This window comes from Actinomycetospora aurantiaca (assembly GCF_037401875.1).
Lineage (GTDB): Bacteria > Actinomycetota > Actinomycetes > Mycobacteriales > Pseudonocardiaceae > Actinomycetospora > Actinomycetospora aurantiaca.
This window is the reverse complement of record NZ_JBBEGN010000017.1, coordinates 1-23,547: the sequence shown is the minus strand read 5'-3', so window position 1 is coordinate 23,547 and position 23,547 is coordinate 1. Positions and strand designations below refer to the sequence as shown.

The window sequence follows — 23,547 nt, the reverse complement described above, 5'->3', positions numbered from 1 at the left end:
GGGTCGACGGTCGGCGCGGCGCGTGGGTGCGGTTTGGAGAAACTCGTGGGCCCGAGTTCGGTCGTACCGCCCACGAATGTGACGTCCAGCGTCAGCATGGCCGCACTGCTGACACTCAGGGACGCACGCCCAGCGACTCCTTCAGGAACGCCACCTGCAGGCGCAGCAGGTTCTCGGCGACGACCTCCTGCGGCGTCATGTGCGTGACCCCGGACAGCGGCAGCACCCGGTGCGGGCGCCCGGCGGCGAGGAGCGCGGAGGAGAGGCGCAGGGTGTGGGCGGCGACGACGTTGTCGTCGGCGAGCCCGTGGACCAGCAGCAGCGGCCGGTTCGGGGCCTCCTCGCTGGCCGGCCGGGCGGCGTCGTCGAGGATCGAGGAGCGGGCGTAGGCGTCCGGGCGGGACTGCGGGGTGCCGAGGTAGCGCTCCGTGTAGTGGGTGTCGTAGAGCGCCCAGTCGGTGACGGGTGCTCCGGCGACCGCCGCGTGCACCGCGTCCGGGCGGCGCAGCACCGCGAGGGCGGCGAGGTAGCCACCGAAGGACCACCCGCGGATCGCGACCCGGGAGAGATCGAGGTCGCGGACCTTCTCCCGGGCCGCGGCCAACGCGTCGAGCTGGTCCTCCAGCACCGGCGCCGCCAGGTCGCCGTCCACCGCCCGCTCGAACGCCGGACCGCGGCCCGGCGTCCCCCGACCGTCCGCCACCACCACCACGAAGCCCTGGTCGGCGAACCACTGGCTGGTCAGGAAGGCACCACGCGCGCTGAGCACCCGCTGGGAGTGCGGCCCGCCGTACGGGTCGAGCAGCACCGGCAGCGGCCGCGAACCTGGCACGTGGTCGCGCGGCAGCAGGACCGCGGTCGCGAGGTTGCGCTCCCCCAGGAAGTACAGCTGCACCCGCGGCTCCAGCCCGGGCGACTCGGCGAACGACCGGATCTCCTGCGACCCGTCCGGCCCGTGCACCGTCGTCACCGACCCCTCGTGGTCGAGCGAGGACTGCGACACCACCAGCACCCCACCGCCGAGCCGGCCGGACGCCACCCCGTCCTCGGCGCTGACCACCGACACCCCGGCCTCGCGGGACCACGTCGCCAGCACGACCGACGTCGGGAACCCGTACTCCGACGCCGTGAACAGCACCGTCGACCCGTCGATACCCGCGACCCCGCGCACGAGCAGCCTCGGCCCCGTCACGATCTCGCCGTCGACCACCAGCCGCCGCGCGTCCTCGACGTCCGCGCACCAGACGAGCGAGCCGTCGCCGAGATGGGCCGGGACGCCCGGCACCAGGTCCACCCAGGCGTCGTCGGTGTCGGCGCGCACCACCTCCGTCCTTCCCGACGACGGGTCGACCCGGCGCAGCGTGACGGTCCGCTGGTCGCGGTTGGAGGTGGTGACGAGCAGGTCGTGGGCGTCCCAGTGCACGTCGGCGAGGTACTCGTCGGGCTGCTCGACGTCGAGGCGGGTGCCGTCGAGGCCGATCAGGTGCAGCGTCACGGTCGCGTTCGTGGTGCCGGCGGCGGGATAGCCGACGACGGTCGGCTCGCGGTCCGGGTTGGCGGGGTCGGCGATGTGCCAGCGGGTCACGGCGCTGTCGTCGACCCGCGCAACCGCGAGCGCGGACCCGTCGGGCGCCCACCAGAAGCCGCGGTACCGGTTCATCTCCTCGGCCGCGACGAAGTCCGCGAGGCCGTAGGTGACGTGGTCGGCCTCGGGCGCCGCGAGCACCCGCTCCTCCCCGCCGGCCAGCACGTGCAGCGCACCGCCCCGGACGAAGGCGACCGCGTCGCCGCCCGGCGCGAGACGGGGATCGACGACGGGCCCCTCGACGGCGAGCGGCTCGGGAGTCGAGCCGGGGTGGAGCGCGACGGTGAAGGCGCGCCCCGACAGCACGAACACGGCGGCCAGCACGTTCCGGTCGGTCGCGTAGTCCACGACGCCGCCGGACTGCTCGCGCACCCGCTCGCGGCGGGCCTTCTCCTCCGGCGGCAGGCCCTCCTCCCCTGGGACGTCGAGGGTGAACGGGTCGACGAGCAGGTGCTCCTCGCCGCTCGCCACGTCGAGCACCCACAGGCACGTCACCGGGTCGTCGCCGCCGCGGCTGCGCAGGAACACCACGCGCGAGCCGTCCGGCGCGACGGTCATGCCGCGCGGTGCCCCGAGGGTGAAGCGGCGGGTCGCGGCCTGGCGGCGGGGGAAGGTGTCGGACTGGGGGGCATTCACGGCCCGTCATCCTGCCCGGTCGACCTCCGTCACGAGTGCCTCGATCGCGCCGACGAGGGGGCCGGTGCCGTCGCGGAGGACGTTGTGGGTGGTCGGGAGGTCGGTGACGGTCCACGCGGGGTCGGTGCGCAGCCGGTCGACGATCGCGGGGAACGGCGAGTGCGGCACCCAGGCCGGGTCGGCGGCGAGTGCGTAGTGCCGGAGGCCGCGGTAGGCGCCCGTGAGCCGGATGCGTTGCACGAGCGACGCGAGCGGGTGGGGCGTGGTCCGGGAGTCGAACTGAGGCATCGGGTCGACGCCGGTCCCGCTGCGCCCGGAGGCGTCGACGTACCAGGCCCGCATGGCGTCGTCGACGCTGGACCAGCAGGAATCGCCGTCGCGGGGTGCGAACCCGTCGACCGACAGCAGGCCCACGACCTGGCCGGGGAGGGCGTCCGCCACCCCGGCCACCACCATGCCGCCGTAGCTGTGCCCGACCAGGACGACCGGCTCGCCGAGTCCGGCGACGGCCGCGGTCACGTCCGCGACGTGCGCGGCGAGGGTCGTGCCCTGCTCCTCCGCCCGCTCGCACAGGCCGGGGAGGGTGAGCGCGACGGCCGGGTGCCCGCGTGCCGCGAGGTCGTCCACGACGGGCTCGAACCACCAGGCGCCGTGGCAGGCCCCGGGAATGAGCACGATCTTCATGACGACGAGCCTGGTCACCCGGCGCGCAGAAGTCCAAGAGCTGGTCGTTCGCCCTGCCATAAGCGACAGTGCTGGGGTGCAGCTCCACCAACTCGAGTACCTGGTCGCGGTCGCCGACGAGGGAGGGTTCACCCGCGCCGCCGAGCGCCTGCGGATCGCGCAGCCCGGCGTCAGCGCGCAGATCCGCAAGCTGGAGCGCGAGCTGGGCCACGAGCTGCTCGACCGGTCCGGCCCGCGAGTGCGACCCACGCCCGTCGGCGCGGACGTGATCGCGACCGCGCGCCACGCGCTCGACGCCGTCGCCGGGGTGCGGCGCGTGGTGGAGGACCTCGACGGCCTCCTGCGCGGGGAGGCGCGCGTGGGCATGGTGACCAGCGGGCCGTTCCTCGACGTGCCCGGCGTCCTGGCCGACTTCGCGACCGCCCACCCCGGGGTCACGTGCTCGCTGGTGGAGGCGGGATCGGGCCGGCTCGTGGCGATGCTGCGGGACGGGCGGCTCGACGTCGCCCTGGTCGGCACCGCCGGAGGGGCCGCCGACGACCTGGAGGCCCGCACCGTCACCGAGGAGTCGCTGGTGGTCGCGGTGCCGCCGGGCGACCCGCTGGCGACGGCGACGGCCGTCGTGCCCGCCGACCTGGCCGGCCGGGACGTGGTCGTGCCGTCGGAGGGCAACGCGCTGCGCGAGGCGTTCGACCTCGCGTGCGCGGCCGTGCCGGTCCGGATCGCGTGCGCCGCGAGCGACCCGACGGTGCTGGCGCGCCTGGCGGCGCGCGGTCTCGGCGTGGCGGTGCTCCCCGCGTCGCTGTCGGCGTTGCGCTCGGAGGCGCTGACCACGGTGCCGTTCGCGGCCGACGTGCGGGCCCGCCTGGTGCTGGCGTGGCCGCGGGGGTCGTCGAGCCCCGCGGCCGCCACCCTGACCCGCGCACTGCTGGACGCGGTGCCGGGCTGACCGGTCAGGGCTCGAGCAGTCCCAGGTCCTCCAGCAGGGACGGGTGCGTCGGCTCCCACCCGAGGGTCGCGCGGGTGTACGCGCTCGACGACGGCTGGTCGGTGGCGAAGATCGGGGCGAAGGGGCCGAACGTCGCGTCGGACACCGCTTCGACCGGGAGCCCGAGGCGCTTCCCGATCACCGTCGCGATGTCGCGGACCGCGTCCCCCTCGTCGGCCACCGCGTGCCAGGCCGTCCCGGCCGGCGCCGACTCGAGGGCGAGCCGGAAGAGCACCGCGGCGTCGCGGGCGTGCACGGCCGGCCAGCGCTGGGTGCCGTCCCCGGGGAAGCCCGCGACGCCGCTGCGCCGCGCCTGGTCGGTGAGCAGCCCGGCGAACCCGCCCCTCCCCCGGTCGTGGGCCGTGCGCGGGATGCGGACGGCCGAGGCCCGCACTCCCCGTGCGGCCAGGGCCAGGAGGGCGTTCACCGAGCGGGCGCGGCCGGCCACGGGACCCTCCAGCGGCAGCGGGTCGGTCTCGGTGGACGCGCGGCCCGGCACCCACGGCGTCCCGGAGGCCACGACGATCGGCCGGTCGGTCCCGACGAGCGCCCGCCCCAGGGTATCCATCGCGGCGGCCTCCTCGGCGATCGCGCGGTCGAGGGCGCCCGGGTCGCCGGTCTCGTCGCCGTGCGAGAACGCCAGGCTGACCACGCCGTCCGCGGCGGCCGCACCCTCCCGCAACACGTCGAGGTCGGCGAGCCCACCGCGCACGACCGCGGCACCGGCGGCGGTGAGCGACCGCTCGGAGGCGTCCGTGCGGGCCAGCCCGAGGACGGAGTGGCCGGCGCCGACCAGCTCCGCGACGACCGCGGCCCCGATGGTGCCGGTGCCGCCCGTGACGAACACGTGCATGTCGACCTCCTCGTGATGAGACGATGTCTCATCACCGTAGCAGCGTGATGAGACTCCGTCTCGTCGCTACAGTGAGCCCGTGGCCCGCTGGGAACCGGACGCGCGCCTGCGCCTCGTGCGGGCGGCGGTCGAGCTGTACGCCGAGCAGGGCTACGAGGCCACGACGGTCGCGCAGGTCGCCGAGCGGGCCGGCCTCACGAAGGCCACGTTCTTCCGCCACTTCCCCGACAAGCGGGAGGTGCTCTTCGCCGGCCAGGAGCAGCACGCGACGCTCCTCGCCGACGGGGCCGCGGCGGCCCCCGACGCCGCCTCGCCGCTCGAGGCCGTGGCCGCCGCCCTCGATCACACGACCGCGTCGTTCCCGCCCGAGCAGCGCGACTTCGGCCCACGCCTCCGTGCGATCGTCGGGAGCACCGACGAGCTGCGCGAACGGGCCGCCTTCAAGCGCGCCCACCTCATCGCGGCGCTCACCGACGCCCTGCACCGGCGCGGGATCCCCGACCCGACGGCGACCCTCGCGGCTGAGCTGGGCGTCGAGGCGTTCCACCGCGCCTACGACCGCTGGTCGGACGGGGGCGGCCCCTCGTTCGGCGACCTGGCCCGCGCCGAGCTGCAGGCCCTGCACGCGGCCGCCACGGCCCTGCACTGATCAGGAGATCTCGCGCCACTCCGCGACCACGGTGAAGCCGGGCGGCTGCGCCGCGCTGCCCAGGCTGCCCGCGCGCCCGTCGTACCGCTCGTAGAGCCAGACCCGCCACCCGCGCTCCCGCAGGTCGTCGGCCAGCTCCTCGAGGGCCGCCCGGTCGTCGCCCTCGGCGGTGCGCAGCTCGTTGCGGACCGGAGCGTCGAGCGTTCCCCGGAACAGTCGGGCGTGGAGGTGCCAGCGCGGGGCCATGCCGTGCACCATACCTGGTGCACAGGTATTCCGCCGTCATGCACACCACCTGGTGCGCGTCACCGTGCTGTGGTGGACCCGAGGGAAGTGCGCGCGCGTCTCGACGCCGCCCTCCGGGAACGCGAGGCCGCCCGGAAGGCCGCCGACGCCGCCGAGGCGGAGTTCCGGGAGGCGATGCGCGAGGCGCTGGCCGCCGGGGTCACGGTCACCGAGGTCGCCGAACTGACCGGGTACCACCGCAACAGCGTCCGCCGGATCGTCGACGGGAAGACTGCCGAGCCGTGAGCCGCACGTCCTCCACCCTCGCCACCGTCTTCCGCACCGTCGCGATCGCCGAGGCCTGCTCGTGGACCGGGCTGCTGATCGGGATGGTGTTCAAGTACCTGGTCGTGTTCGACGACGTCGGGGTGCGGGTCTTCGGCCCGGTCCACGGCGCGCTGTTCGTCGCGTACGTGGTGGTCACGCTGCTTGCGGCCCGCGCCTTCCGCTGGCGGCCCACGACGACGATCGTCGGGCTGGTCGCGAGCATCCCTCCCCTGGCCACGGTGTGGTTCGAGCGCTCCGTGTATCGGCGGGGCCTGCTCGCGTAGTCCGACCGAGGGACGATGCGCGGACGGATCTCGCCGTGTTGAATGTGCAGGGTGACGAGTGCCCGCCCCCCGGAGCGCCGCCTCGTCCACGTCCTGTTCGTCGACCTCGTCGGGTTCACCGGCCTGGTCGAGGAGCTCGACGCCGAGGACGTCGCCGTCCTGCAGGACCACTACTTCTCGCAGGTCTCCGCCCTGGTCGCGGCCGCGGGCGGGCAGGTGGAGAAGTACATCGGCGACGCGGTGCTGGCCACCTTCGGACTGCCCGTGCTCGGTCCCGACGACGCCGTGGGCGCGGTCCGCGCCGGTCTGGCGGTCCTCGACTCGCTGGCCGGGGTGGAGGCCGGGATCGGGCTGCCGCCGGGCACCCTCGCGGCCCGGGTCGGGGTGCACACCGGCGAGGTCGTCGTGACGTGGGCCGCCGACGGCGGCTGGCGGCTCTCCGGCGACGTCGTCAACACCGCCGCGCGCCTCCAGTCCGCGGCCGAGCCGGGCACCGTCGTCGTCGGGCCGGAGACCGCGCTCGCCGTCGGGACCGCCGTCGCCCTCGACCCGCTCGGCGACGTCGCGCTCAAGGGCCGGACCGAGCGGGTCGCGGCCTACCGGGTGTCCGGACGGCGGGCCGGGTCGACCCGCGCGCGCCCGTCGACCGACCGGTTCCGGGGCCGCGACGCCGACCTCGCCCGGCTCCGGGCCGCACACCACGCCGCGCGCGGCGCCGCCCGCCTCACCGTCCTCGCCCCACCCGGCGTCGGGCGGACCCGCCTGGTCGAGGAGTTCCGCGACCACGGCGACGGACCGGTCTGGCTGGTCCGGGTGCGCCGCGAGGAACCCACCTACGCGCCGGTCGCGGCGCTGCTGACCGCGGCCGGCGTCGTGCCGGACGAGATCGGGGCCCGGCTCGCGCGGCACGGGCACACCGGGGCCCGCGCGGAGCTCTCGGCGGCGCACACCGAGGCCCTGCTCACCGGGGGCGAGCTCGCGGGTCGGCCGCAGGAGCTGTGGACCTCGTGGACCGCAGTGCTCGACGCGCACGGCGAACCGGGCGGCCCGACCCCGGTGTGGGTGCTCGACGACGTCCACCTCGCGGGCGCCGACCTGCACGCCTTCCTCGCCCACGCCACCGCCGCACCGCACCGCACCGCGCGCCTGCTGCTCACCACTGCGCGCCCGGAGGCCCTCGCGCCCGACGGCCCGGTGCTGGTGCTCGACCCGTTGTCCGACGAGGACGTCGTCGGGATCGTCGCCGACCGCGCCCCGGATCTGCCGCCGACCGTCGTCGACCAGGTGCGGGCGGCGGCGGGCGGCAACCCGCTGTTCGTCGTGGAGCTGCTGCGGGCGTGGGAGCAGGCGGGCCGCGCCGGGGAGCCGACGGTGCCGAGCACGGTCCGCGCGATCTACCTCGGCCAGCTCGACGCCCTCCCCCCGCCGTCGCGCACGCTGCTCGGGCAGGGCTCGGTCGCCGGCCGCACCCTGCCCGCCTCCGCGCTGCCCGACCTCGGGGTCGCCGAGCCCGCGTCCCCGCTCGCCGAGCTGACCGGCTCCGGGCTGCTGCGCGGGCCGCATCCCGACGTCGTCGACCCGTCGTCGTACACCTACCGGCACAGCCTGCTGCAGGAGACCGCGTACGCGACCCTGCCCCGCGCGCGGCGCGCGGTGCTGCACGAGCGGTTCGCGGACTGGCTGGACCGGCGCGGGGGGCCGCGCCGGGCCGAACGGGTCGGCCGGCACCTCGCCGCGGCGCACGACGAGGCCCCGGTCCTGGGCGGGCAGCTCGACCGCACCGCGCTGGCGCGGCGGGCCGCCCTGGCGCTCACCGAGGCGGGCGAGGCGGCCATCGGGAGCGAGCCGCTGCACGCCGCGGAGCTCTTCGCCCGCGCCCACGACCTCGGGACCGCCGCCGACCCGGCACCGTCCGCCGCCCGCGCCCACCGTCGTCTGCGCCGCGCGGAGGCGTTGCGCCGCGCCGGGTGGCTGCCCGAGGCGATGGAGGCCTTCGCCGCGGTCGCCGACGCGGCCGCTCCCGGCACCCACGAGGCCCGGGCGGCCGCGGCCCTGGGTTACGAGGACGCCCTGTTCGACAGCCGCCTGCCGCGCAGTCGCTGGGGCGCCCGCTCGCTGCAGCTGCTCGACGACGCCCTCGCCCTGACCCCGACCGGCGAGACCGGCCTGCGGGCGCGGCTGCTCGCGGCGACGGCGCGGGCACGCGGCTACGGCGGGGACGTCCCGACGGCGGGGGTGCTCGGCGAGGAGGCGGTCGCGCTCGCCCGCGCCGCGCACGACCCCGGGGCCCTCGCCTACGCCCTGCTGGCGCGTCGTCCGACCCTGGCCGCCCCGTCGGCGCTGGCGGACCGCCTCGCGGCGGACTCCGAGCTCGTCGACGCCGCCCGCGCGGCCGGGGACGGCGAGCGGGAGTTCGAGGCGCTGCGGCTGCGGATGGTCGACCTGCTCGAGCTGGGGTCCACCGGCGAGGCGGTCGCGCTGGCCGACGAGGCGTCCGCACTCGCGGTGCGGCTCGGACGCCCCCTGCTGCTCTGGTACCCCGCGATGTGGCGGGCGGCGATGCTGCTCCACCACGGCGACCTGGACGCCGCCGCGGAGGCCGTGGAGCACTTCCGCGTCGAGGGCGAGCGCTGGCACTACGGCGACACCGGGCAGGTGCACTCGGTCCAGCTGCTCACCCTGCACACCGCGCTCGGCACGCCCGACCGGGCGGTCCCGACGCTGCGGGGCATGGCGCAGGCCGTCGGCGGCCGGACGTGGGTGCACGTGGCCGTGGGCCTGGCACGGGCCGGGCGGCTCGAGGAGGCCGCCGACCTGCTGCGCCGGAGCGCGGCGGACGACTTCGCGGTGCTCGGCGACGACGGGGCCCGGGCGTTCCTGCTGGCGGAGTGCGCGGAGACCGCCGAGCTCGTCGGCGACGCCGCCGCCGGTGCCCGGCTGCGCGACCTGCTCGAGCCGTGGGCCGGGCTCGTCGTCGTCGTGGGGTCGGGGGCGCTGTGCCTCGGCGCGGCCGACCACTTCCGCGGGCTCGCAGCCCGCGCGGCCGGGGACGACGCTGGCCCGCTCTTCCGGGCCGCCCTGGACCTCAACGAGGCCACGGGCGCCGTCCGCGCCGCCGCACGCTCCCGCGCCGAACTCCTCGTGGAAGGACGCAGCCGATGCTGACCGACGTGCAGGCCCGCGAGGCCGTCGCCCGCTGCTGGGGCGGGGCGCTCGAGGTGCTGGAGACCCTTCCCGACGACGGGTGGGCCCTCCCGACCCGCTGCGCGGGCTGGAGCGTGCTCGACCTCGCCCGGCACGGCGCGTGGGGCACGTCGATGGAGGCGGACGCGCTGCGGCGCGCGGGGGCGGGCGAGGACGGCTCGGGCGTCGGGATCGAGCCCGACGGCGGGCCGTCCGCGGTGCTGGCCGCCCTGCGGGCGTCGGTGGCCGACCTGGTCGCGGCGCTGGACCGGCCGGGCGTGGGCGAGGGGTCCGTGACGATCCCCTTCGGCGGGATCCCGGCGGCGTTCGCGCTGCAGGTGTTCGCGATGGAGGCCGGGGTGCACGCCGACGACCTCGCCGCCGCCCTCGGCCGGGACGGGGAGCTGGGGGCGGACGTCGTGACGGCGACCGGCGTCGTGCTGCCCGCGGTGTTCCCGGTGCTGGCCGCGACGGCGGGGCAGGTCACCGCGGAGGGCACGGTCGTGGCGCTGCAGGGTCCGACGCTGGACCTGCGGTTCGGCGTGGTCGACGGGGCGTGGGCGGCGGTCGACCTGGCGCCGACCGCCACCGTGCGCTCGGACTCCGACACCGCGCTGCTGCGCTTCGCCCTCGGGCGGGTCGGGGCCGACGATCCCGCGCTGCAGGTCGACGAGGGTGCGCGGGCGTTCAAGACGTGGTTCCCGGGGCCGTAGGTGGCTTCGCCTCGTGAGTACTTGTGGCGGCTATCGCCGCCACAAGTACTCACAGGGCGGAGCCACCTTGTGTCGGATCGCTGACACAGCGGGGGTCGGCGGGTGGACGGACGGGCGCGCCCCGGGCGGGCAGGGTCATCCCCAGCGCGACCGCCCACCCGAGGAGGCCCCGGCGATGCCCGTCACCACCGACCCGACCCACCTCACCGGCCTCATGACGACCCCGCGTCCGGCGCGCTCCGCACCCCGTCCCCAGGAGCAGCCGATGGACGCGCACGCCCTGGCCGAGGCCGTGTTCGGGCGGCGGCTCTCGGTCGCCGAGCGCGCCGAGCTCGACCGCTTCTGGCGCACCGACTGGTCCAGCCACCGGCTCTCGCTGTCCGACGCGGGTGACCGCTCGCTGGCCGCGACGGCCGTCGCCTTCGGGACGCCGGTGTTCCACGGCTCCGGCGCCGGCTACGCGCTGACCTTCCACCCGGACACCGAGGTGGTGGACGCGGTGCGCCGCGGCCTGGACCGCCCTGCCTCGTGGCGGCCCGCCCTGATCACCACGCGGTCCCGGGTGATGGACCTGGTCGACGTCGACGCCCTGCACCAGTCCCCCGCGGAGTTCCTGACCGCCCTCGACGAGCGCCTCGCCCGCGGCCCCGTCGCGCTGACCGTGCCGGCCGCGGCCGACGTCCCGCGCCACCTGGCGACCCGGTGCGACGGCGTCGCGACGATCGAGCTGGTCGTCCCGGGCGCCGGCTGCCCGTCCGCGGCGTTCCTGGACGCCGCCCTGGACCGCACCGGGGTCGGCCACCTCGCGACGACCCGTCCCTACGCCACCGCGTCCGCCACCGGGACGCGCGGCCCGGTGCTCGACCGGATCGCCGCGATCCAGAAGGAGTTCGGCCGCATGCGCCCGGGCGCCGTCATGCTGGCGCACCGCAGCGAGTGGCGGGCCCGCCGCCGGCACGCGCCGCTGCACGAGGCGGGCTGACGGAGCCGCCTTTCCTGTCACCGGGCGCCGGCAGTGACGCATTGCTCGCACGGGGACCGTGCACCCGCCGTCAGGAACCCGCCCGTTCCAGCCCCGCCGGGTCGAGCACCACGACGCGGCCGCGACGCAGCTCCAGCAGACCCTCGGCGGCGACCGTACGGAGCACCTTGTTGACCGTCGCCCGGCTCGCGCCCGCCAGGGACGCCAGCTCCTCCTGCGTCAGCGGGATCAGGGTCGGCGAGGAGGTGCCGCGGTACTGCCGCTCCAGGTCGGTGAGCCGGCGCAGCACGCGGGTCTCCACCGGCAGGTGCAGCGCCTCGACGAGCAGCCCCGAGAGCCGGCGCACCTGGCCCGCGAGGGTCTGGAGCACGAACGCGTCGGCGCCCGCGTTGGTGCGGCGCAACCGGTGGAAGGTCTCGGCCGAGAACGACCAGGCCTCGGTCGCCTCCAGCGCCATCACCGACGCCGAGCGCCGAGCGCCGGAGTCGATCAGCGCGAGCTCACCCACGGTCTCGCCCGGCCCGACCACCGCGAACGTCACCGTGTCGCCCATCGGCGTCGCCGCCCGGACGGCCACCCGTCCGGAGTCGATGAGCAGGAACGTGTCCGCCGGGTCGCCCTCGTGGAACACCACCTCGCGCGGCGAGAAGCGGCGCCGGCGTCCGCTCGCGAGCACCTGGCGGCGGTCCTCGGCCGACATGTCCGCGAGCAGCTCCACGTGCGGAACCCTAGTGCGGGCGGGCGATAGGCTCGATCACCGTGAGCAGTGCGGGAGACGGAGCGCAGCGGAGCTCGACCCTCGAGGGGGCGGCGACGCGGAAGACCTCCCTGACCGGCATCAAGCCGACCGGGGAACCCCACCTGGGCAACCTGATCGGCGCGATCGAGCCGGCGATCGAGATGGCGGCCGGGGAGTACGAGTCGCTGTACTTCATCGCCGACTACCACGCGCTCACCACCGCCCGGGACCCCGAGCAGCTCGCGCACTGGACCCGGTCGGTCGCCGCGACCTGGCTCGCCGCCGGCCTGGACCCGCAGCGCACGGTGTTCTACCGGCAGTCCGACGTCCCGGAGACGTTCGAGCTGACCTGGGTCCTCTCGTGCATCACCGGCAAGGGCCTGATGAACCGGGCGCACGCGTACAAGGCGGCGCGGGACGCGAACGTCGCCGCGGGTGAGGACCCGGACGCCGGGGTCAACATGGGGCTCTACAACTACCCGATCCTCATGGCCGTCGACATCCTGATCATGGAGGCGCACGCGGTGCCGGTCGGGCGCGACCAGGCCCAGCACGTGGAGATCGCCGCCGACATCGCCGGCAGCTTCAACCACCTCTACGGCTCGCGGTACCGCTTCGTCGTGCCGGAGGCCGTGATCCCGCCGGAGACGACGGGTCACACCCTGCCCGGGCTCGACGGCCGCAAGATGTCGAAGTCCTACGACAACTACATCCCGCTGTTCCTGCCCGCGCCGAAGCTGCGCAAGCTGGTACGGCGGATCCCGACCGACTCCACGCCCGTCGAGGCCCCGAAGGACCCGGACTCGTCCGCGGTGTTCCAGATCCTCGCCCAGTTCGCGCCCGACGACGTCGTCGCGGACACCCGTACCCGCCTCGAGGCCGGCGGGGTGGGCTGGGGCGACCTGAAGAACCAGCTCGCCGACGTGCTCGAGGAGCGGCTGGCGCCGATGCGGGAGCGCTACGAGGCCCTGATGGAGCCGGGCAGCGAGCTCGACGACGCGCTCGCGAAGGGCGGCGAGATCGCCCGCGAGCGGGCGGGGCGGGTGCTGCGCTCGGTGCGCCACGCGGTCGGGATCGCCTGAGGGCCTTCCCGACCCCGTGTGTGGCGCGGCTCAGCGCGCGGAGGGCACCTCGTTCATGCCGGAGTCGACGTCGCGCGGGCGGCGCGGGGCCGGCAGGTCGTCGACCAGCTCGGCGGGGGTGTCGGGCACGGTGGGGAGCTCGGCCAGCCACAGGGCCATCGCGCCCCGGGACACGTCACGGTCCCGGCCCTGCTCGACCAGGTCGTCGTCCACGGCCGCGCCGCGGCGCAGCAGGGCCCCCAGGCCGAGGGCCGCCACCACCGAGACGGCGCACCACGCTCCGACGAGAACGGCGACCCACGTCAGGACCGTCATCTCAACCTCCACGGATGGCGCTGTCGGCGTCGTCGGGCGTCGCGGACGGTTACCGGCCGGTTGCTCGACCCGACCCGTCCGCGCACCGTGACTATCGCAGCACAACCTGTGAGGAAGCGACCAAACCACTCGATCGGACGCACAACCTGAGACCGCTGAGCGCGTCGCATGCACCGCTTGGCGCCGTTCGCATCCACACGGGACGCTGTTCGGCGCTCCCAGCTCTGCGCTGGTCGGCTCAGCCGGGGTCGTCGTCGTGATCGTCCCGGAGCGCCGATCCGATGCGCTGCGCGACCGACTCGGCCTCGTCCGGGTCCGAGTAGGGGTGACGGGGCCCGAGGAAGAACCGCAGACCGTCCTTGGGTCGTCGGGGGATGACGTGCAGGTGCAGGTGCGGCACGGACTGGCTCACCACGTTGTTGACCAGCACGAGCGACCCGGGCACGTCCATCGCCGTCTCCACCGCCCGTTCCAGGCGCTGCGCGAGCGCGAAGAAGCCCGGGACCTGCTCCGCGGGGAGGTCCGCCAGCGTCGTCACGTGCCCGCGCGGCACCAGCAGCACGTGGCCGCCGAAGACCGGCTTGAGGTCGAGGAAGGCGACCGTCGCCTCGTCGCGGTGGACCTCGTGGGCCGGGGCGTCCCCGGCGACGATCGCGCAGAAGGCACACGGTTTCGGCACCGTCCCAGGATGGTCGGCGCCACCGCGTGCGTTGCACCGGGTATGTCCTCCTCCCCCACCCTGCTGGTGATCGGCCACGACACGACCCCGGAGACCGTGCTGGTCCAGGCCGGCACCCTCGCGTCGTGGGCCCGGGATCGCGGCGTCACGGTGCTCCCGGCCGTGGCGGGCACGGAGCTCCCGCCGCCGTCGGACGTGGACGCGATCGCGGTGCTGGGGTCCATCGAGGGGGCGTGGGACGACTCCGTGCCGTGGCTGGCGTCGGAGATCGCGTACGTGGAGCGGGCCATCGCCGCCGGGACACCGGTCCTCGGGATCTGCTTCGGCGGGCAGTTGCTCGCCCGGGTACTCGGCGGGAGCGCGAACCGCGCCGACGGGCGGCACGAGAACGGCTTCCGGACGATCGTGTCCTCCTGCGACGCCATCGACGACGGCCCGTGGATGGAGTTCCACTTCGACTCGTTCACCGCACCGCCCACGTCGGAGGTCCTCGCCCGGTCGGAGCGCTGCGACCAGGCCTTCCGGCTGGGCGCGCACCTCGGGGTGCAGTTCCACCCCGAGATCACGCCGGCCGAGTTCGAGATCTGGGCGGGGCGCTGGGCGGGGACCCCGCTGGAGGACCGGTTCGACGAGCTGGGCATCTCGACGGCGGGGCTGCGGGCCGAGGTCGCGGAGCGGGCGGAGTCCTCGCGGGTCCGGGCGTGGCGGCTGTTCGACGACTTCGGGCAGCGGGCCGGGCTCGTGCCCGCGGAGCTGGAGGTGGGCGCGTGAGTGTCCGTCTGGGCCTCGGTGCCGGGCCGTCGCGCGACGACCCGGCCGCGGCCACCCTCGAGCTGGTCGACGGCTGTGAGCGGCGCGGGATCGACTCGGTGTGGTTCCCCGACCGGATCGCCGCACCCGCCGTCGAACCGCTGATCGCCCTGGGCTGGGCCGCGGGCCGCACCGAGCACCTCAAGCTCGGCACCGGCGTGGTCGTGCTGCCCGGGCGGAACCCGGCGGTCGTCGCCCACCAGCTCGCGTCGCTGGCCGCGCTGGCGCCGCGCCGCATCCTGCCCGTGTTCGGGCTGCAGCCGGCGACGGCCGCGGAGCGCACGATGTACCCGGTCGACGGGCGCCGGGCCGCGGTGTTCGAGGAGGCGCTGGTCGTCGTGCGGCGGCTGCTCGGCGAACCCGTCGTCACGCACCACGGGGAGTTCTTCGACCTCGACGAGGCGTCGGTCGAGCCGCGCCCGGTGAAGCCGCTGGACCTGTGGCTGGGCGGCCTGGTCCCCGCGGCGCTCCGGCGCGTGGGGCGGCTCGGGGACGGCTGGCTCGCCTCCTTCGTCACGCCGACCGAGGCGGCGGCCGCCCGGAGGGTGATCGCGGAGGCGGCGGACGCGGCGGGTCGCGAGGTCGAGGACGACCACTACGGGACGAACCTGCTCGTGCTGCCCGACGGCGCCTCGGACGCCGACGTCGAGCGGGCCCGCGCGTCCTCGGCGCACCGCCGTCCGGACGCCGAGGACCCGTCCCGGCTGGTGGCGACCGACTGGGCGGAGGCTCGCCGGCTCGTCGGGGAGTTCGTCGAGGGCGGCATCACCAAGTTCGTGGTGCGTCCCGCGTCGACGCCACGGTCGACCGAGGAGTTCCTCGACGGCTTCGCCGCGGAGCTCGCGCCCCTGCAGACCTGAGGTGCACAGGGGCCGCACAGGTCGGTCCCACCCGGTGATCACCCCGGGCGCCGAGGCTCGTCGTCATGAGCCTGCTGTCGCCCGTCCGAGCACCCGAGCGCGAGGACCGGGTCGTTCGTCCCGCCCGCCGGTGGTACCCGGTCGCCGTCACGGCGCTGCTCCTCGGCACCGCCGCGCTCTACCTCGTGGGGCTGTCGGCGAGCGGGTGGGGCAACGCGTTCTACGCCGCGGCGGCGCAGTCCGGGTCGCAGGGCTGGACGGCGTGGTTCTTCGGGGCGTCGGACGCACCGGCGTCGATCATGGTGGACAAGCCTCCGGCGTCGCTGTGGGTGCTGGGCCTGTCGGTGCGGCTGTTCGGGCTCTCGTCGTGGTCGCTGCTGGTGCCGCAGGCACTCCTGGGGGTCGGCGCGGTCGGGTTCCTGACGGCGGCCGTGCGCCGGTGGTCCGGGCCGGTCGCGGGGCTCCTGGCGGGACTCGCGTTCGCGCTGACGCCGGTGGCGACGCTGATGTTCCGCTTCGACAACCCGGACGCCCTGCTGTGCCTGCTGCTGGTCGCCGCCGCGTACGCCGTGGTGCGGTCCGTGGACGCGCCCTCCCTGCGGGCGTCGTCGTGGTGGCTGGTGCTCGCGGCGGCGCTCGTCGGGACGGGGTTCCTGACGAAGTCGCTGCAGGCCTTCCTGGTGCTGCCCGCGTTCGCCGCGGTCTTCCTCGTCGCCGGGCCGGGGACCGGGCGACGTCGCCTGCTCGCCCTGCTGCCCGCGACCGCGGCCCTGCTGGTGTCGGCCGGGTGGTGGGTCGCGGTGGTCGAGCTGTGGCCGAGCGGGGCGCGGCCGTACGTCGGCGGCTCGCAGGACGACAGCGTGCTGTCGCTGGCGTTCGGCTACAACGGCGTGGGGCGGCTGACGGGCGACGAGACCGGTCAGCTCGGCGGCGGGGGCGGCGGACCGGGTGGTGGGGGTGCGACCTCCACGGACTCCTGGTCGGCGCTGCTCACCGGCTCGATGGCGGACCAGGTGTCGTGGCTGCTGCCGCTCGCGCTGGTCCTCGGGGTCGCGGTGCTGGCGCTCGTGGGGCGGGCCGCCCGCACGGACCGGCGGCGGGCCGCCGTGCTGCTGTGGGGCGGATCGTTGCTGGTCACGGGCGTCGTGTTCAGCCTCGCGGCCGGGATCATCCACCCCTACTACGCGGTCGCCCTGGCGCCGTGGATCGCGGCGCTGGCCGCCGTCGGCGTGGTCGAGGCGTGGCGGGCGCGGGCACGGTGGACGCTTACCGTCGCGGTGCTCGTGACGGCGGGCTGGGCCTGGTGGCTCCTGCGGGAGACGCCGTCGTTCGTGCCGTGGCTGCGGGTGGTGGTGCTGGTCGCTGGGGCGCTGGCGGCGGTCGGGATCGTGCTGGCGGGCAGGGTCGGTCGTCGCGCGCTGCCCCTGGGCGTGGTGACGACCGCCCTCGTCGCCGGCCTCGGCGGCCCCGCCGCGTACTCCGCGGTCACCGCGGCGACGGGGCACACCGAGATCATCCCGACGGCAGGTCCGTCGTCGGGCCCCGGTGGTGGGTCGGGAGGACGGGGTGGCCCGGGTCCGGGTGTCAGCGGTGGCCCACAGCTGCCACCCGGTGTCAGTGGTGGCCCACGGCTGACATCCGACGGTGGCGACGGCGGGGCCCGGCGCGGTGGTCCCGGCGGCGCGATGGCCCTGCTGCGGGCGTCCGAACCGTCGGCGGAGCTCACGTCGTTCCTGCAGGCCGGAGCGGCGGGGTACACGTGGGTGGCCGCGACCGTCGGCTCGATGCCCGCGGCGGGCTACCAGCTCGCGACGGGCTCCCCGGTCATGCCGCTCGGCGGGTTCAACGGCACCGACCCCTCCCCCACGCTCGCCGAGTTCCAGGCGCTCGTCGCCGCCGGGCGGGTGCACTGGTTCCTCGGCGAGGGCCTCACGTCGGTGCCGGACACCGGTGGCTCGGACACGACCGTGCAGATCACGGCGTGGGTGACGCAGCACTACACGCCCACCACCGTAGGCGGGACGGTCGTGTACGACCTGACCCACCCGACGTCATGATCAACAGTCCCTGACGCGTCCCGCCGACCCTCCCGGCGCCACGTGAGGGTCCGTTCACCTCGGGCGAGCCGTGTCAGCGGGAACCGAGGACGCGCGTCAGCCTGATCTCGAGGACCACGCGGCGCGGGTTCTCCCGCGGGGTGCGGTAGCGCGCGGCGTAGCGGGCCTCGGCGTCCGCGACCTCCTCCGGGCTGTCGCGGACGACGGCGAGGCCCTCGAGCGTGGACCACCGCGCGCGGTCGACCTGGGTGACGGCAACCCGTGCCCCGCCCTCGCCGGCCGCGCGCACGTGACGGGCCTTGGCGCTGGTGCCGGACGTGATGACGCGGGCGATGGCGGTGTCGAGGTCGAGCGTGCAGCCGACGGGGACGACGTGCGGGCTGCCGTCGCGGCGCAGGGTGGTCAGCGTGCAGAGGTGGTACTCGCGCCAGAACTCGGCGAACTCCTCGCCGCGGGCGTGCAGGTCGGCTGCGGTGACGGTCACGACGACGATGATCTCAGCCGAACCAGTCCATCGCGGTGTTGATGGCCGGGAGCAGCAGGGTCCGGGGTGCGAGCCGTCCTCCCGCCGCGCTGAGCTGGTTCACGAGACCGGGCACGACGCTGCGGTGGCCGGCCGCCATGGCCGCGACCCCGGCCTCGGCGACGTCCGCGGCCTCACCCACGACGAGGTCGGGCGCCTTGTCGAACGCGTCGGTGTCGGCCGCGTCGGCGAACCCGGTGCGGGTGAGGCCGGGGCTGAGGGTGGTGAGGGAGATGCCGGTGCCGGCCAGCTCCGCGTGCACCGCCTCGGAGAACGACTGCACGAACGCCTTGCTCGCCGCGTAGCTCGCGACGCCGGGCAGCGGCTGGAAGGCGGTGATCGAGGAGACGTTGAGGATCGCGGCGCTCCGGCGGGTCGCGCGGGCCCGCCCGACGAACGCCCCGACGGCGGCGACGGTGAGGTCGTGCAGGGCGAGGACGTTGAGCCGGACCAGGCCGTCGAGCGCCGCGCGGTCCTCGGCCCGGTCGGCGAGGGACGCGACGCGCCCGGTGACCCCGTAACCCGCCGCGTTGACCAGCCCGACGATGCGCTCGTCGTGGAGCACGAGGTCGCGGACCGCGTCCCGGCCGGCATCGTCACCCAGGTCCGCGGCGTGCACCTCGTTGGCGAGCCCGGAGGTCGTCGTGAGCTCGGCGGCCAGGTCGGCGAGCGCCTCCTCGCGGCGGGCGACGAGCTGGGTCGGGTACCCCCGGGCGGCGAGCACCCGCGCGATCTCGGCGCCGATCCCGGAGGAGGCGCCGGTCACGAGGACGTGGGTGTCGGGTCCGGGAGGCGGCAGCGGCATCCCGGCCCTGTACCCGCTGGCGGCTCACCACGACCAGAGGCGCGACCACCAGCTCTCGGTGCCACCCGTGTCGGCGACCGACCCGGCGGACGTCTCGTACTCGAACGACTGCCCGTCCGAGGACTGGGCGCTGTACACCGTCTTCGACTCGCCGTCGGAGGACGTGACGCTGCGCTTGGTGACGCTGTTGCCCTCGTCGTCGGAGGTCGTCGTCTCGCGGACGGTCGAGCCGTCGGAGTCCTGCGAGGTGCTGGACTTCACCGACGAGCTGGACGACCGCGAGGTCGGCGAGGCCTTCGAGGAGGACGAGGACTTCGGGGACGACTTCGGGGACGACGAGGACTTCGGTGCGGACGAGCTGGTGGACCTCGACGACGATCCGCTCGACGACTCCCGCGACTCCCGCGACTCCCGGGACGACTCCGACGACGGCTCGGCCGAGCGGGTGGACGTCGGCTCGTCCTCGTCGGTCGACTCCCGCGTGGTGGTGACCTCCACGCTCGAGGAGTCGGCGGACCGGGTCGTCGTCTGGCTGGTCCGCGAGCGGCTGCCGGGATCGGTGGTGGTCGACCGCGTCGTCACCGCCCCGCTGCCCGGGTCGACCGAGCGGCTCCGCGTGGTGGTGACGCCCGTGGTCGGGTCGGTCCGCGTGGACTCCGGCTCGTCGGCGGGCGCGCTCGCCGTGGTCGGCGCCGACCGCTGACCTGACCCCGGGGCCTGGACGCGGGTGCCCGGGGCCGACGTCGCGGTCGGGTCGTCGGTGCCGGTGCTGCGGGTGGCCGCACCCGGCCCCGTCGTCGTGGTGATCGCGTCGGACGACCCGGGAGGGGCGTCCGTGGACGCGGTCCCCAGGGTCGGGACCGGCCAGCCCTCGGGGAGGGCGCCGCCGGTCGCCGTGCCACGGCTCGGCGTGAGCGTCGACCCGGTACCGGTGGAGGTCGCCTCGCCGGGCAGGTCGGCGGTGGTGGTGGCCGAGGACGACGGGGCGTCGGAGCTGCTCGGGCCGAGCAGCGGGATCGGCCAGCCGGCCGGCGCGGCGGCCGGGAGGGCGGCGGTCCGCGGCGCGCGGTCCTCCGCGGCGCCGTCGTCCCCGCGCTCGCCGCCGCGGTCCCGACCACCGGGAGCCCGCTCCTCGCGGTCGTTCGCGGCGGGCCGGTCCGCCTCGGTGCGCTCGGGCCGCGGCGCCCGGTCGCGGGTCTCCTCCGGGGTGCGTTCCGGGGCGGGCTCGGGCGTGCCGAGCACCCGGCCCGGCAGGTCGAGCACCCCGGGCCGTTCGGCGGTCGGTGCCTGCCCCGCGCCGGGCCCGGGGAGCACCGGAGCCGGGACGACCGGCGACGCGGGTGCCGGCACGACCGGTGACGCGGGGGCCGCCGGCGCCTCGGACGACGACGGCGGCGCCGCCGGGGCTGCGCCTCCGGGGACGATGGGCGCCAACGGCGGGTCCCATCCTGAGGGGGTGCTGGTGGCCGGGGCGGGCGCGCTGGACGGCGCGCGGGAGCCCGGCACCGGGATGGGGGTCAGAGGTGGGGCGAGGGCGTCGTCGTCCGCCGTGCCCGTGTCCGGCTCGCCGAGCGGCGGCGTGGTGGTGGTCGCCGGCAGGCTGCCGCGCCTGGCCGGGGCCTCCTCCTCGGTGGTCCCGGGCACGAGCGTGCGCGAGGTACCCGCCGTCCCGGCGGCCTGCTCGCTCGGACCGGGAGGCGCCACGACCGTGCGCCCCACCCCGAGTGCTGCCGCCGTCACGGCCACCGCGAAGAGCCCGGTGACCGCCGTGCTGCGGGCCGACCAGTGCGGCCACCGCTGCCGCCGCCGACCCGTCTCCCATCCTCCCTGGGAGCCCGAAGGCATACCTGTCCTGCTTTCTCCCCGACCCGCCACTCCCGATCCCGCCAGATCAGGAGATCTCGGACAGTACGCGTCCGATACGTCTCACGTCAGTCGTTTCGCACTTCGCGGGTGCTCGGTTACAGGCACGATGGAGCGTGTGGGTGCACAGCGGGCCGTGCAGGCGCACGAGGGCGCGCTGACCTGGCCCTATCCGTCGTCCGGAAGGCCTAGCACCAGCCCCCGTCTGGAGCTGGACCTCGCCGTCGTCGGGGATGCCTACCGGACCTTCACGCGTGCCTTCCCCCAGATCGAGCCTGCGTACGCGGTCAAGGCGAACCCGCACCCGGAGGTGCTCTCGCTCCTCGCGGGCCTCGGCGCCAGCGTGGATCTCGCGTCCGTGGGAGAACTCGACGCGTGCCTGCTCGCCGGGGTGGACCCGCGCCGGATGAGCTGGGGCAACCCCGTCAAGAAGCCGTCCGACGTCCGCGCCGCGGTCGCCGCGGGAGTCACCCGCTTCACCACCGACTCCGCCGCCGACGTCGATCTGCTCGCCCGCGAGGCGCCGGGAGCCGCGGTGACGGTGCGGCTGGCCGTGGACGACGACGGGTCCGCGACCCCGTTCGCGGGCAAGTTCGGCGTTCCGCCCGACGAGGCCGCGGCGCTCCTGCGCCGGGCCGACGAGGCCGGTCTCCGCGCGCACGGCCTCGGCTTCCACCCGGGCTCGCAGCAGACCGACCCGTCGTCGTGGCGACGGGGCATCGCGGCCTGTCGTCGCGCCGCGGCGGTCTTCGGCGGGCCGGTCGCCGAGCTGAACCTCGGGGGCGGCTTCCCGACGGTGCACGCGGCGGGCCCCGTCCCGGGCCTGCAGGACATCGCGGCGGCGGTGGACGCCGAGCTCGACGGGTGGCGTCCGCACCTGGTCGCCGAGCCCGGCCGGGTGCTCGTGGCGGACGCCGGCGTGCTCGTGGCGGAGGTCGTGCTCGTGACCGAGCGGGCCGGACGGCGCTGGGTCTACCTCGACGTCGGCCGCTACCAGGGACTCGCCGAGACCGAGGCCGAGATGATCGTGTACCGGCTGCGCTGCCCGGGGCATCCGCCCGACGCCGAGCTCGGCCCGGTGGTGCTGGCCGGCCCGACCTGCGACGGCGACGACGTGCTCTACCGCCGTGCGGACGTCCGGCTGCCGGTCGACCTCGTCCCGGGCGACGTCGTCGAGTTCCTCGGCGCGGGCGCCTACACGTCCAGCTATGCCTCCGTCGGCTTCAACGGCCTGCCACCGCTGCCGACGTTCACCGTTCGCCCTCCTACCCCTGAGAGGACCCCTGATTGACGACGTCCGCCGTCTCCGCTCCTGCCCCCTCGTTCGCCGGGCGCCACGTGCTCGCCGAGCTGCGCGGGGTCTCCGCCGCGCTGCTCGGTGACGAGGCCGCCGTGACCCGCGCGCTGCGCACCGCGCTCGACGCCGGGGGCGCCACGGTGCTCGACGTCGTGGCCCACCGGTTCGAGCCGCAGGGCACGACCGTGCTCGCACTGCTGGCCGAGTCCCATGCCTCGGTGCACGCCTATCCCGAGGCGGGCGCGGCGTTCGTGGACGTCTTCACCTGCGGGGAGCACGCCGATCCGGAGCGGATCGTCGAGGTGCTGGGCCGGGAGGTCGGCGCCGTCGAGGTCCGCGCGCAGATCGTGGCCCGCGGGGCGGGGCTCGCGCCGGACGTCGTCGGGCAGCGGGAGGTCGACGAACCGCTCGCGGAGGGGATGCGCCGGCGCTGGCGGATCGACGAGGTGCTGTTCCGGGGCCGCACGGCGTGGCAGGACATGATCGTCGCGCGGACGGCGCAGGGCATCTCGCTGTTCTGCGACGGCGAGCGGCAGTCGACCGAGCAGACCCAGCTCGTCTACCACGAGGCCCTCGCCGTGCCGCCGCTGCTGCTGGCCGACCGGCTGGACCGGGTGCTGGTCGTGGGCTCCTCTGAGGGCGTCGTGTCCCAGCTCGCGGTGGCGGCGGGAGCGTCGGTGGTGGACCACGTCGACATCGACACCGAATGCGTCCGCCGGTGCGCGTCGCTGCTGCCGTACGGCTACTCGGCGGCGGAGCTCGAGGTCGCCGAATCGGGCGACGGGCCCGTGCGGGTGCACTACGAGGACGGCTGGGAGTTCCTGGCGGCGGCCGCGGCGCGGGGCGACCGGTACGACGTCGTGATCGTGGACCTGCCCGACGAGCCCGTGGAGGTCGACGACCCGGCCCAGCACGCACGGCTGTACGGCACGCCGTTCCTGGAGCGGTGTTCGTCGGTGCTCGCACCCGGCGGGGTCGTGTGTTCGCAGGCCGGCTGTCCGACGGTGTGGCGCAACGACACGTTGAAGCGGATGTCGGCCCGGTTCTCGTCGGTGTTCTCGACGGTGCTGCCGTACTGCTCCGACGAGCACGAGTGGGCGTACCTGACGGGTCGGTTGGACGCCGTGGAGGACCCGGTGGCGCTGGCGGTCTCGCGGCTGGACCGGTTCCCGTCGTTGTCGTCGGTGGACGCCGAAGCGCTCGTGCGGGGCGCGATCCTGCCATTCGACGTGCGTCGGGGTTGATCACCGAGCACCTACGGCGGGCGGACAGTCGGTCGGACCGCCGTAGGTGCTCGCTCGTCGTGTCGAGTGGGCGCTCATCGGGTTCGGCGGGCGTCCTCGGCCGGATGGACGCCCACTCGGCGTCGACCGGCGCCGCCTTGTCGCGGCCATTCTCGGTCCGGCCT

23 protein-coding genes are annotated in these 23,547 nt (G+C 75.8%); 13 read left to right on the top strand and 10 right to left on the bottom strand.

What is annotated here, in order from left to right:
* Positions 1-115 precede the first annotated feature (115 nt).
* Positions 116-2,221 carry a S9 family peptidase gene (locus WCD74_RS24285; RefSeq protein ID WP_337697475.1) on the bottom strand — a complete coding sequence of 702 codons (2,106 nt, stop codon included), beginning with the start codon at positions 2,219-2,221 and terminating at the stop codon, positions 116-118.
* Positions 2,222-2,227: 6 nt separating this feature from the next.
* The gene (locus tag WCD74_RS24280; protein ID WP_337697474.1) at positions 2,228-2,905 is read right to left on the bottom strand and encodes an alpha/beta fold hydrolase; all 678 of its coding nucleotides are present in this window, start codon (positions 2,903-2,905) and stop codon (positions 2,228-2,230) included.
* Between the two features lie 76 nt (positions 2,906-2,981).
* Here WCD74_RS24280 and WCD74_RS24275 point away from each other — a divergent pair, with 76 nt between their 5' ends.
* Positions 2,982-3,854 carry a LysR family transcriptional regulator gene (locus WCD74_RS24275; protein ID WP_337697473.1) on the top strand — a complete coding sequence of 291 codons (873 nt, stop codon included), beginning with the start codon at positions 2,982-2,984 and terminating at the stop codon, positions 3,852-3,854.
* Positions 3,855-3,858: 4 nt separating this feature from the next.
* On the opposite strand, the gene WCD74_RS24270 is transcribed toward WCD74_RS24275, so the two are convergent.
* Positions 3,859-4,746, bottom strand: coding sequence for an SDR family oxidoreductase (locus WCD74_RS24270; RefSeq protein WP_337697472.1), 888 nt, complete (start codon positions 4,744-4,746; stop codon positions 3,859-3,861).
* A 79-nt stretch (positions 4,747-4,825) separates the two neighbouring features.
* On the opposite strand from WCD74_RS24270, the gene WCD74_RS24265 reads away from it, so the two are divergent.
* Positions 4,826-5,395, top strand: coding sequence for a TetR/AcrR family transcriptional regulator (locus tag WCD74_RS24265; RefSeq protein ID WP_337697471.1), 570 nt, complete (start codon positions 4,826-4,828; stop codon positions 5,393-5,395).
* Here WCD74_RS24265 and WCD74_RS24260 read toward each other — a convergent pair whose 3' ends face one another.
* Positions 5,396-5,641 carry a toll/interleukin-1 receptor domain-containing protein gene (locus tag WCD74_RS24260; protein WP_337697470.1) on the bottom strand — a complete coding sequence of 82 codons (246 nt, stop codon included), beginning with the start codon at positions 5,639-5,641 and terminating at the stop codon, positions 5,396-5,398.
* Between the two features lie 72 nt (positions 5,642-5,713).
* Between WCD74_RS24260 and WCD74_RS24255 the strand changes: the two genes are divergently transcribed.
* The 5 genes from WCD74_RS24255 to WCD74_RS24235 all read left to right on the top strand — a co-directional run bounded on the left by WCD74_RS24255 (position 5,714) and on the right by WCD74_RS24235 (position 11,109).
* Positions 5,714-5,926, top strand: a complete 213-nt coding sequence (locus WCD74_RS24255) for a hypothetical protein (protein ID WP_337697469.1) — start codon at positions 5,714-5,716, stop codon at positions 5,924-5,926.
* Positions 5,923-6,231, top strand: coding sequence for a DUF3817 domain-containing protein (locus tag WCD74_RS24250; RefSeq protein ID WP_337697468.1), 309 nt, complete (start codon positions 5,923-5,925; stop codon positions 6,229-6,231). Before WCD74_RS24255 ends, WCD74_RS24250 begins: the two co-directional genes overlap by 4 nt.
* A gap of 51 nt (positions 6,232-6,282) precedes the next feature.
* Positions 6,283-9,396: an adenylate/guanylate cyclase domain-containing protein gene (locus WCD74_RS24245; RefSeq protein ID WP_337697467.1), complete on the top strand. Its 3,114-nt coding sequence runs from the start codon at positions 6,283-6,285 to the stop codon at positions 9,394-9,396.
* Positions 9,390-10,127 (top strand): maleylpyruvate isomerase family mycothiol-dependent enzyme, encoded by a 738-nt coding sequence (locus WCD74_RS24240; RefSeq protein WP_337697466.1) that lies wholly within the window; start codon positions 9,390-9,392, stop codon positions 10,125-10,127. The genes WCD74_RS24245 and WCD74_RS24240 overlap by 7 nt, the downstream gene beginning before the upstream one ends.
* Positions 10,128-10,302: 175 nt before the next feature.
* Positions 10,303-11,109 carry a hypothetical protein gene (locus WCD74_RS24235; protein ID WP_337697465.1) on the top strand — a complete coding sequence of 269 codons (807 nt, stop codon included), beginning with the start codon at positions 10,303-10,305 and terminating at the stop codon, positions 11,107-11,109.
* 70 nt (positions 11,110-11,179) lie between these two features.
* Here WCD74_RS24235 and WCD74_RS24230 read toward each other — a convergent pair whose 3' ends face one another.
* Positions 11,180-11,827: a Crp/Fnr family transcriptional regulator gene (locus WCD74_RS24230; protein WP_337697464.1), complete on the bottom strand. Its 648-nt coding sequence runs from the start codon at positions 11,825-11,827 to the stop codon at positions 11,180-11,182.
* Positions 11,828-11,868: 41 nt separating this feature from the next.
* Between WCD74_RS24230 and WCD74_RS24225 the strand changes: the two genes are divergently transcribed.
* The gene (locus tag WCD74_RS24225) at positions 11,869-12,930 is read left to right on the top strand and encodes a tryptophan--tRNA ligase (RefSeq protein WP_337697463.1); all 1,062 of its coding nucleotides are present in this window, start codon (positions 11,869-11,871) and stop codon (positions 12,928-12,930) included.
* 30 nt (positions 12,931-12,960) lie between these two features.
* Here WCD74_RS24225 and WCD74_RS24220 read toward each other — a convergent pair whose 3' ends face one another.
* Positions 12,961-13,245 (bottom strand): hypothetical protein, encoded by a 285-nt coding sequence (locus tag WCD74_RS24220; protein ID WP_337697462.1) that lies wholly within the window; start codon positions 13,243-13,245, stop codon positions 12,961-12,963.
* 238 nt (positions 13,246-13,483) lie between these two features.
* Positions 13,484-13,924, bottom strand: a complete 441-nt coding sequence (locus tag WCD74_RS24215; RefSeq protein WP_337697461.1) for an HIT family protein — start codon at positions 13,922-13,924, stop codon at positions 13,484-13,486.
* A 42-nt stretch (positions 13,925-13,966) separates the two neighbouring features.
* Here WCD74_RS24215 and WCD74_RS24210 point away from each other — a divergent pair, with 42 nt between their 5' ends.
* From WCD74_RS24210 to WCD74_RS24200, 3 genes are all read left to right on the top strand, one after another.
* Positions 13,967-14,695: a glutamine amidotransferase-related protein gene (locus WCD74_RS24210; protein WP_337697460.1), complete on the top strand. Its 729-nt coding sequence runs from the start codon at positions 13,967-13,969 to the stop codon at positions 14,693-14,695.
* Complete coding sequence (locus WCD74_RS24205; protein WP_337697459.1) at positions 14,692-15,594, top strand: TIGR03854 family LLM class F420-dependent oxidoreductase; 903 nt, start codon at positions 14,692-14,694, stop codon at positions 15,592-15,594. The genes WCD74_RS24210 and WCD74_RS24205 overlap by 4 nt, the downstream gene beginning before the upstream one ends.
* A 65-nt stretch (positions 15,595-15,659) precedes the next feature.
* Positions 15,660-17,651, top strand: coding sequence for an ArnT family glycosyltransferase (locus WCD74_RS24200; RefSeq protein WP_337697458.1), 1,992 nt, complete (start codon positions 15,660-15,662; stop codon positions 17,649-17,651).
* A gap of 73 nt (positions 17,652-17,724) precedes the next feature.
* Here the strand turns inward: WCD74_RS24200 and WCD74_RS24195 are convergent, their stop codons facing one another.
* Genes WCD74_RS24195 through WCD74_RS24185 form a run of 3 tightly spaced genes read right to left on the bottom strand, consistent with a single transcriptional unit; the run spans position 17,725 to position 20,824 of the window.
* Entirely contained in the window at positions 17,725-18,135 is a 411-nt protein-coding gene (locus tag WCD74_RS24195; protein ID WP_337697457.1) for a pyridoxamine 5'-phosphate oxidase family protein, read from the bottom strand.
* 13 nt (positions 18,136-18,148) lie between these two features.
* Positions 18,149-18,979: an SDR family NAD(P)-dependent oxidoreductase gene (locus WCD74_RS24190; protein WP_337697456.1), complete on the bottom strand. Its 831-nt coding sequence runs from the start codon at positions 18,977-18,979 to the stop codon at positions 18,149-18,151.
* A gap of 24 nt (positions 18,980-19,003) precedes the next feature.
* A complete protein-coding gene (locus WCD74_RS24185) occupies positions 19,004-20,824 on the bottom strand; it encodes a hypothetical protein (protein WP_337697455.1) in 1,821 nt (606 codons plus the stop codon).
* Between the two features lie 136 nt (positions 20,825-20,960).
* Between WCD74_RS24185 and WCD74_RS24180 the strand changes: the two genes are divergently transcribed.
* Both WCD74_RS24180 and speD read left to right on the top strand, forming a co-directional pair.
* Positions 20,961-22,133 (top strand): type III PLP-dependent enzyme, encoded by a 1,173-nt coding sequence (locus WCD74_RS24180; protein WP_337697454.1) that lies wholly within the window; start codon positions 20,961-20,963, stop codon positions 22,131-22,133.
* Positions 22,130-23,383, top strand: coding sequence for an adenosylmethionine decarboxylase (gene speD / locus WCD74_RS24175; RefSeq protein WP_337697453.1), 1,254 nt, complete (start codon positions 22,130-22,132; stop codon positions 23,381-23,383). The genes WCD74_RS24180 and speD overlap by 4 nt, the downstream gene beginning before the upstream one ends.
* Positions 23,384-23,547: the final 164 nt, after the last annotated feature.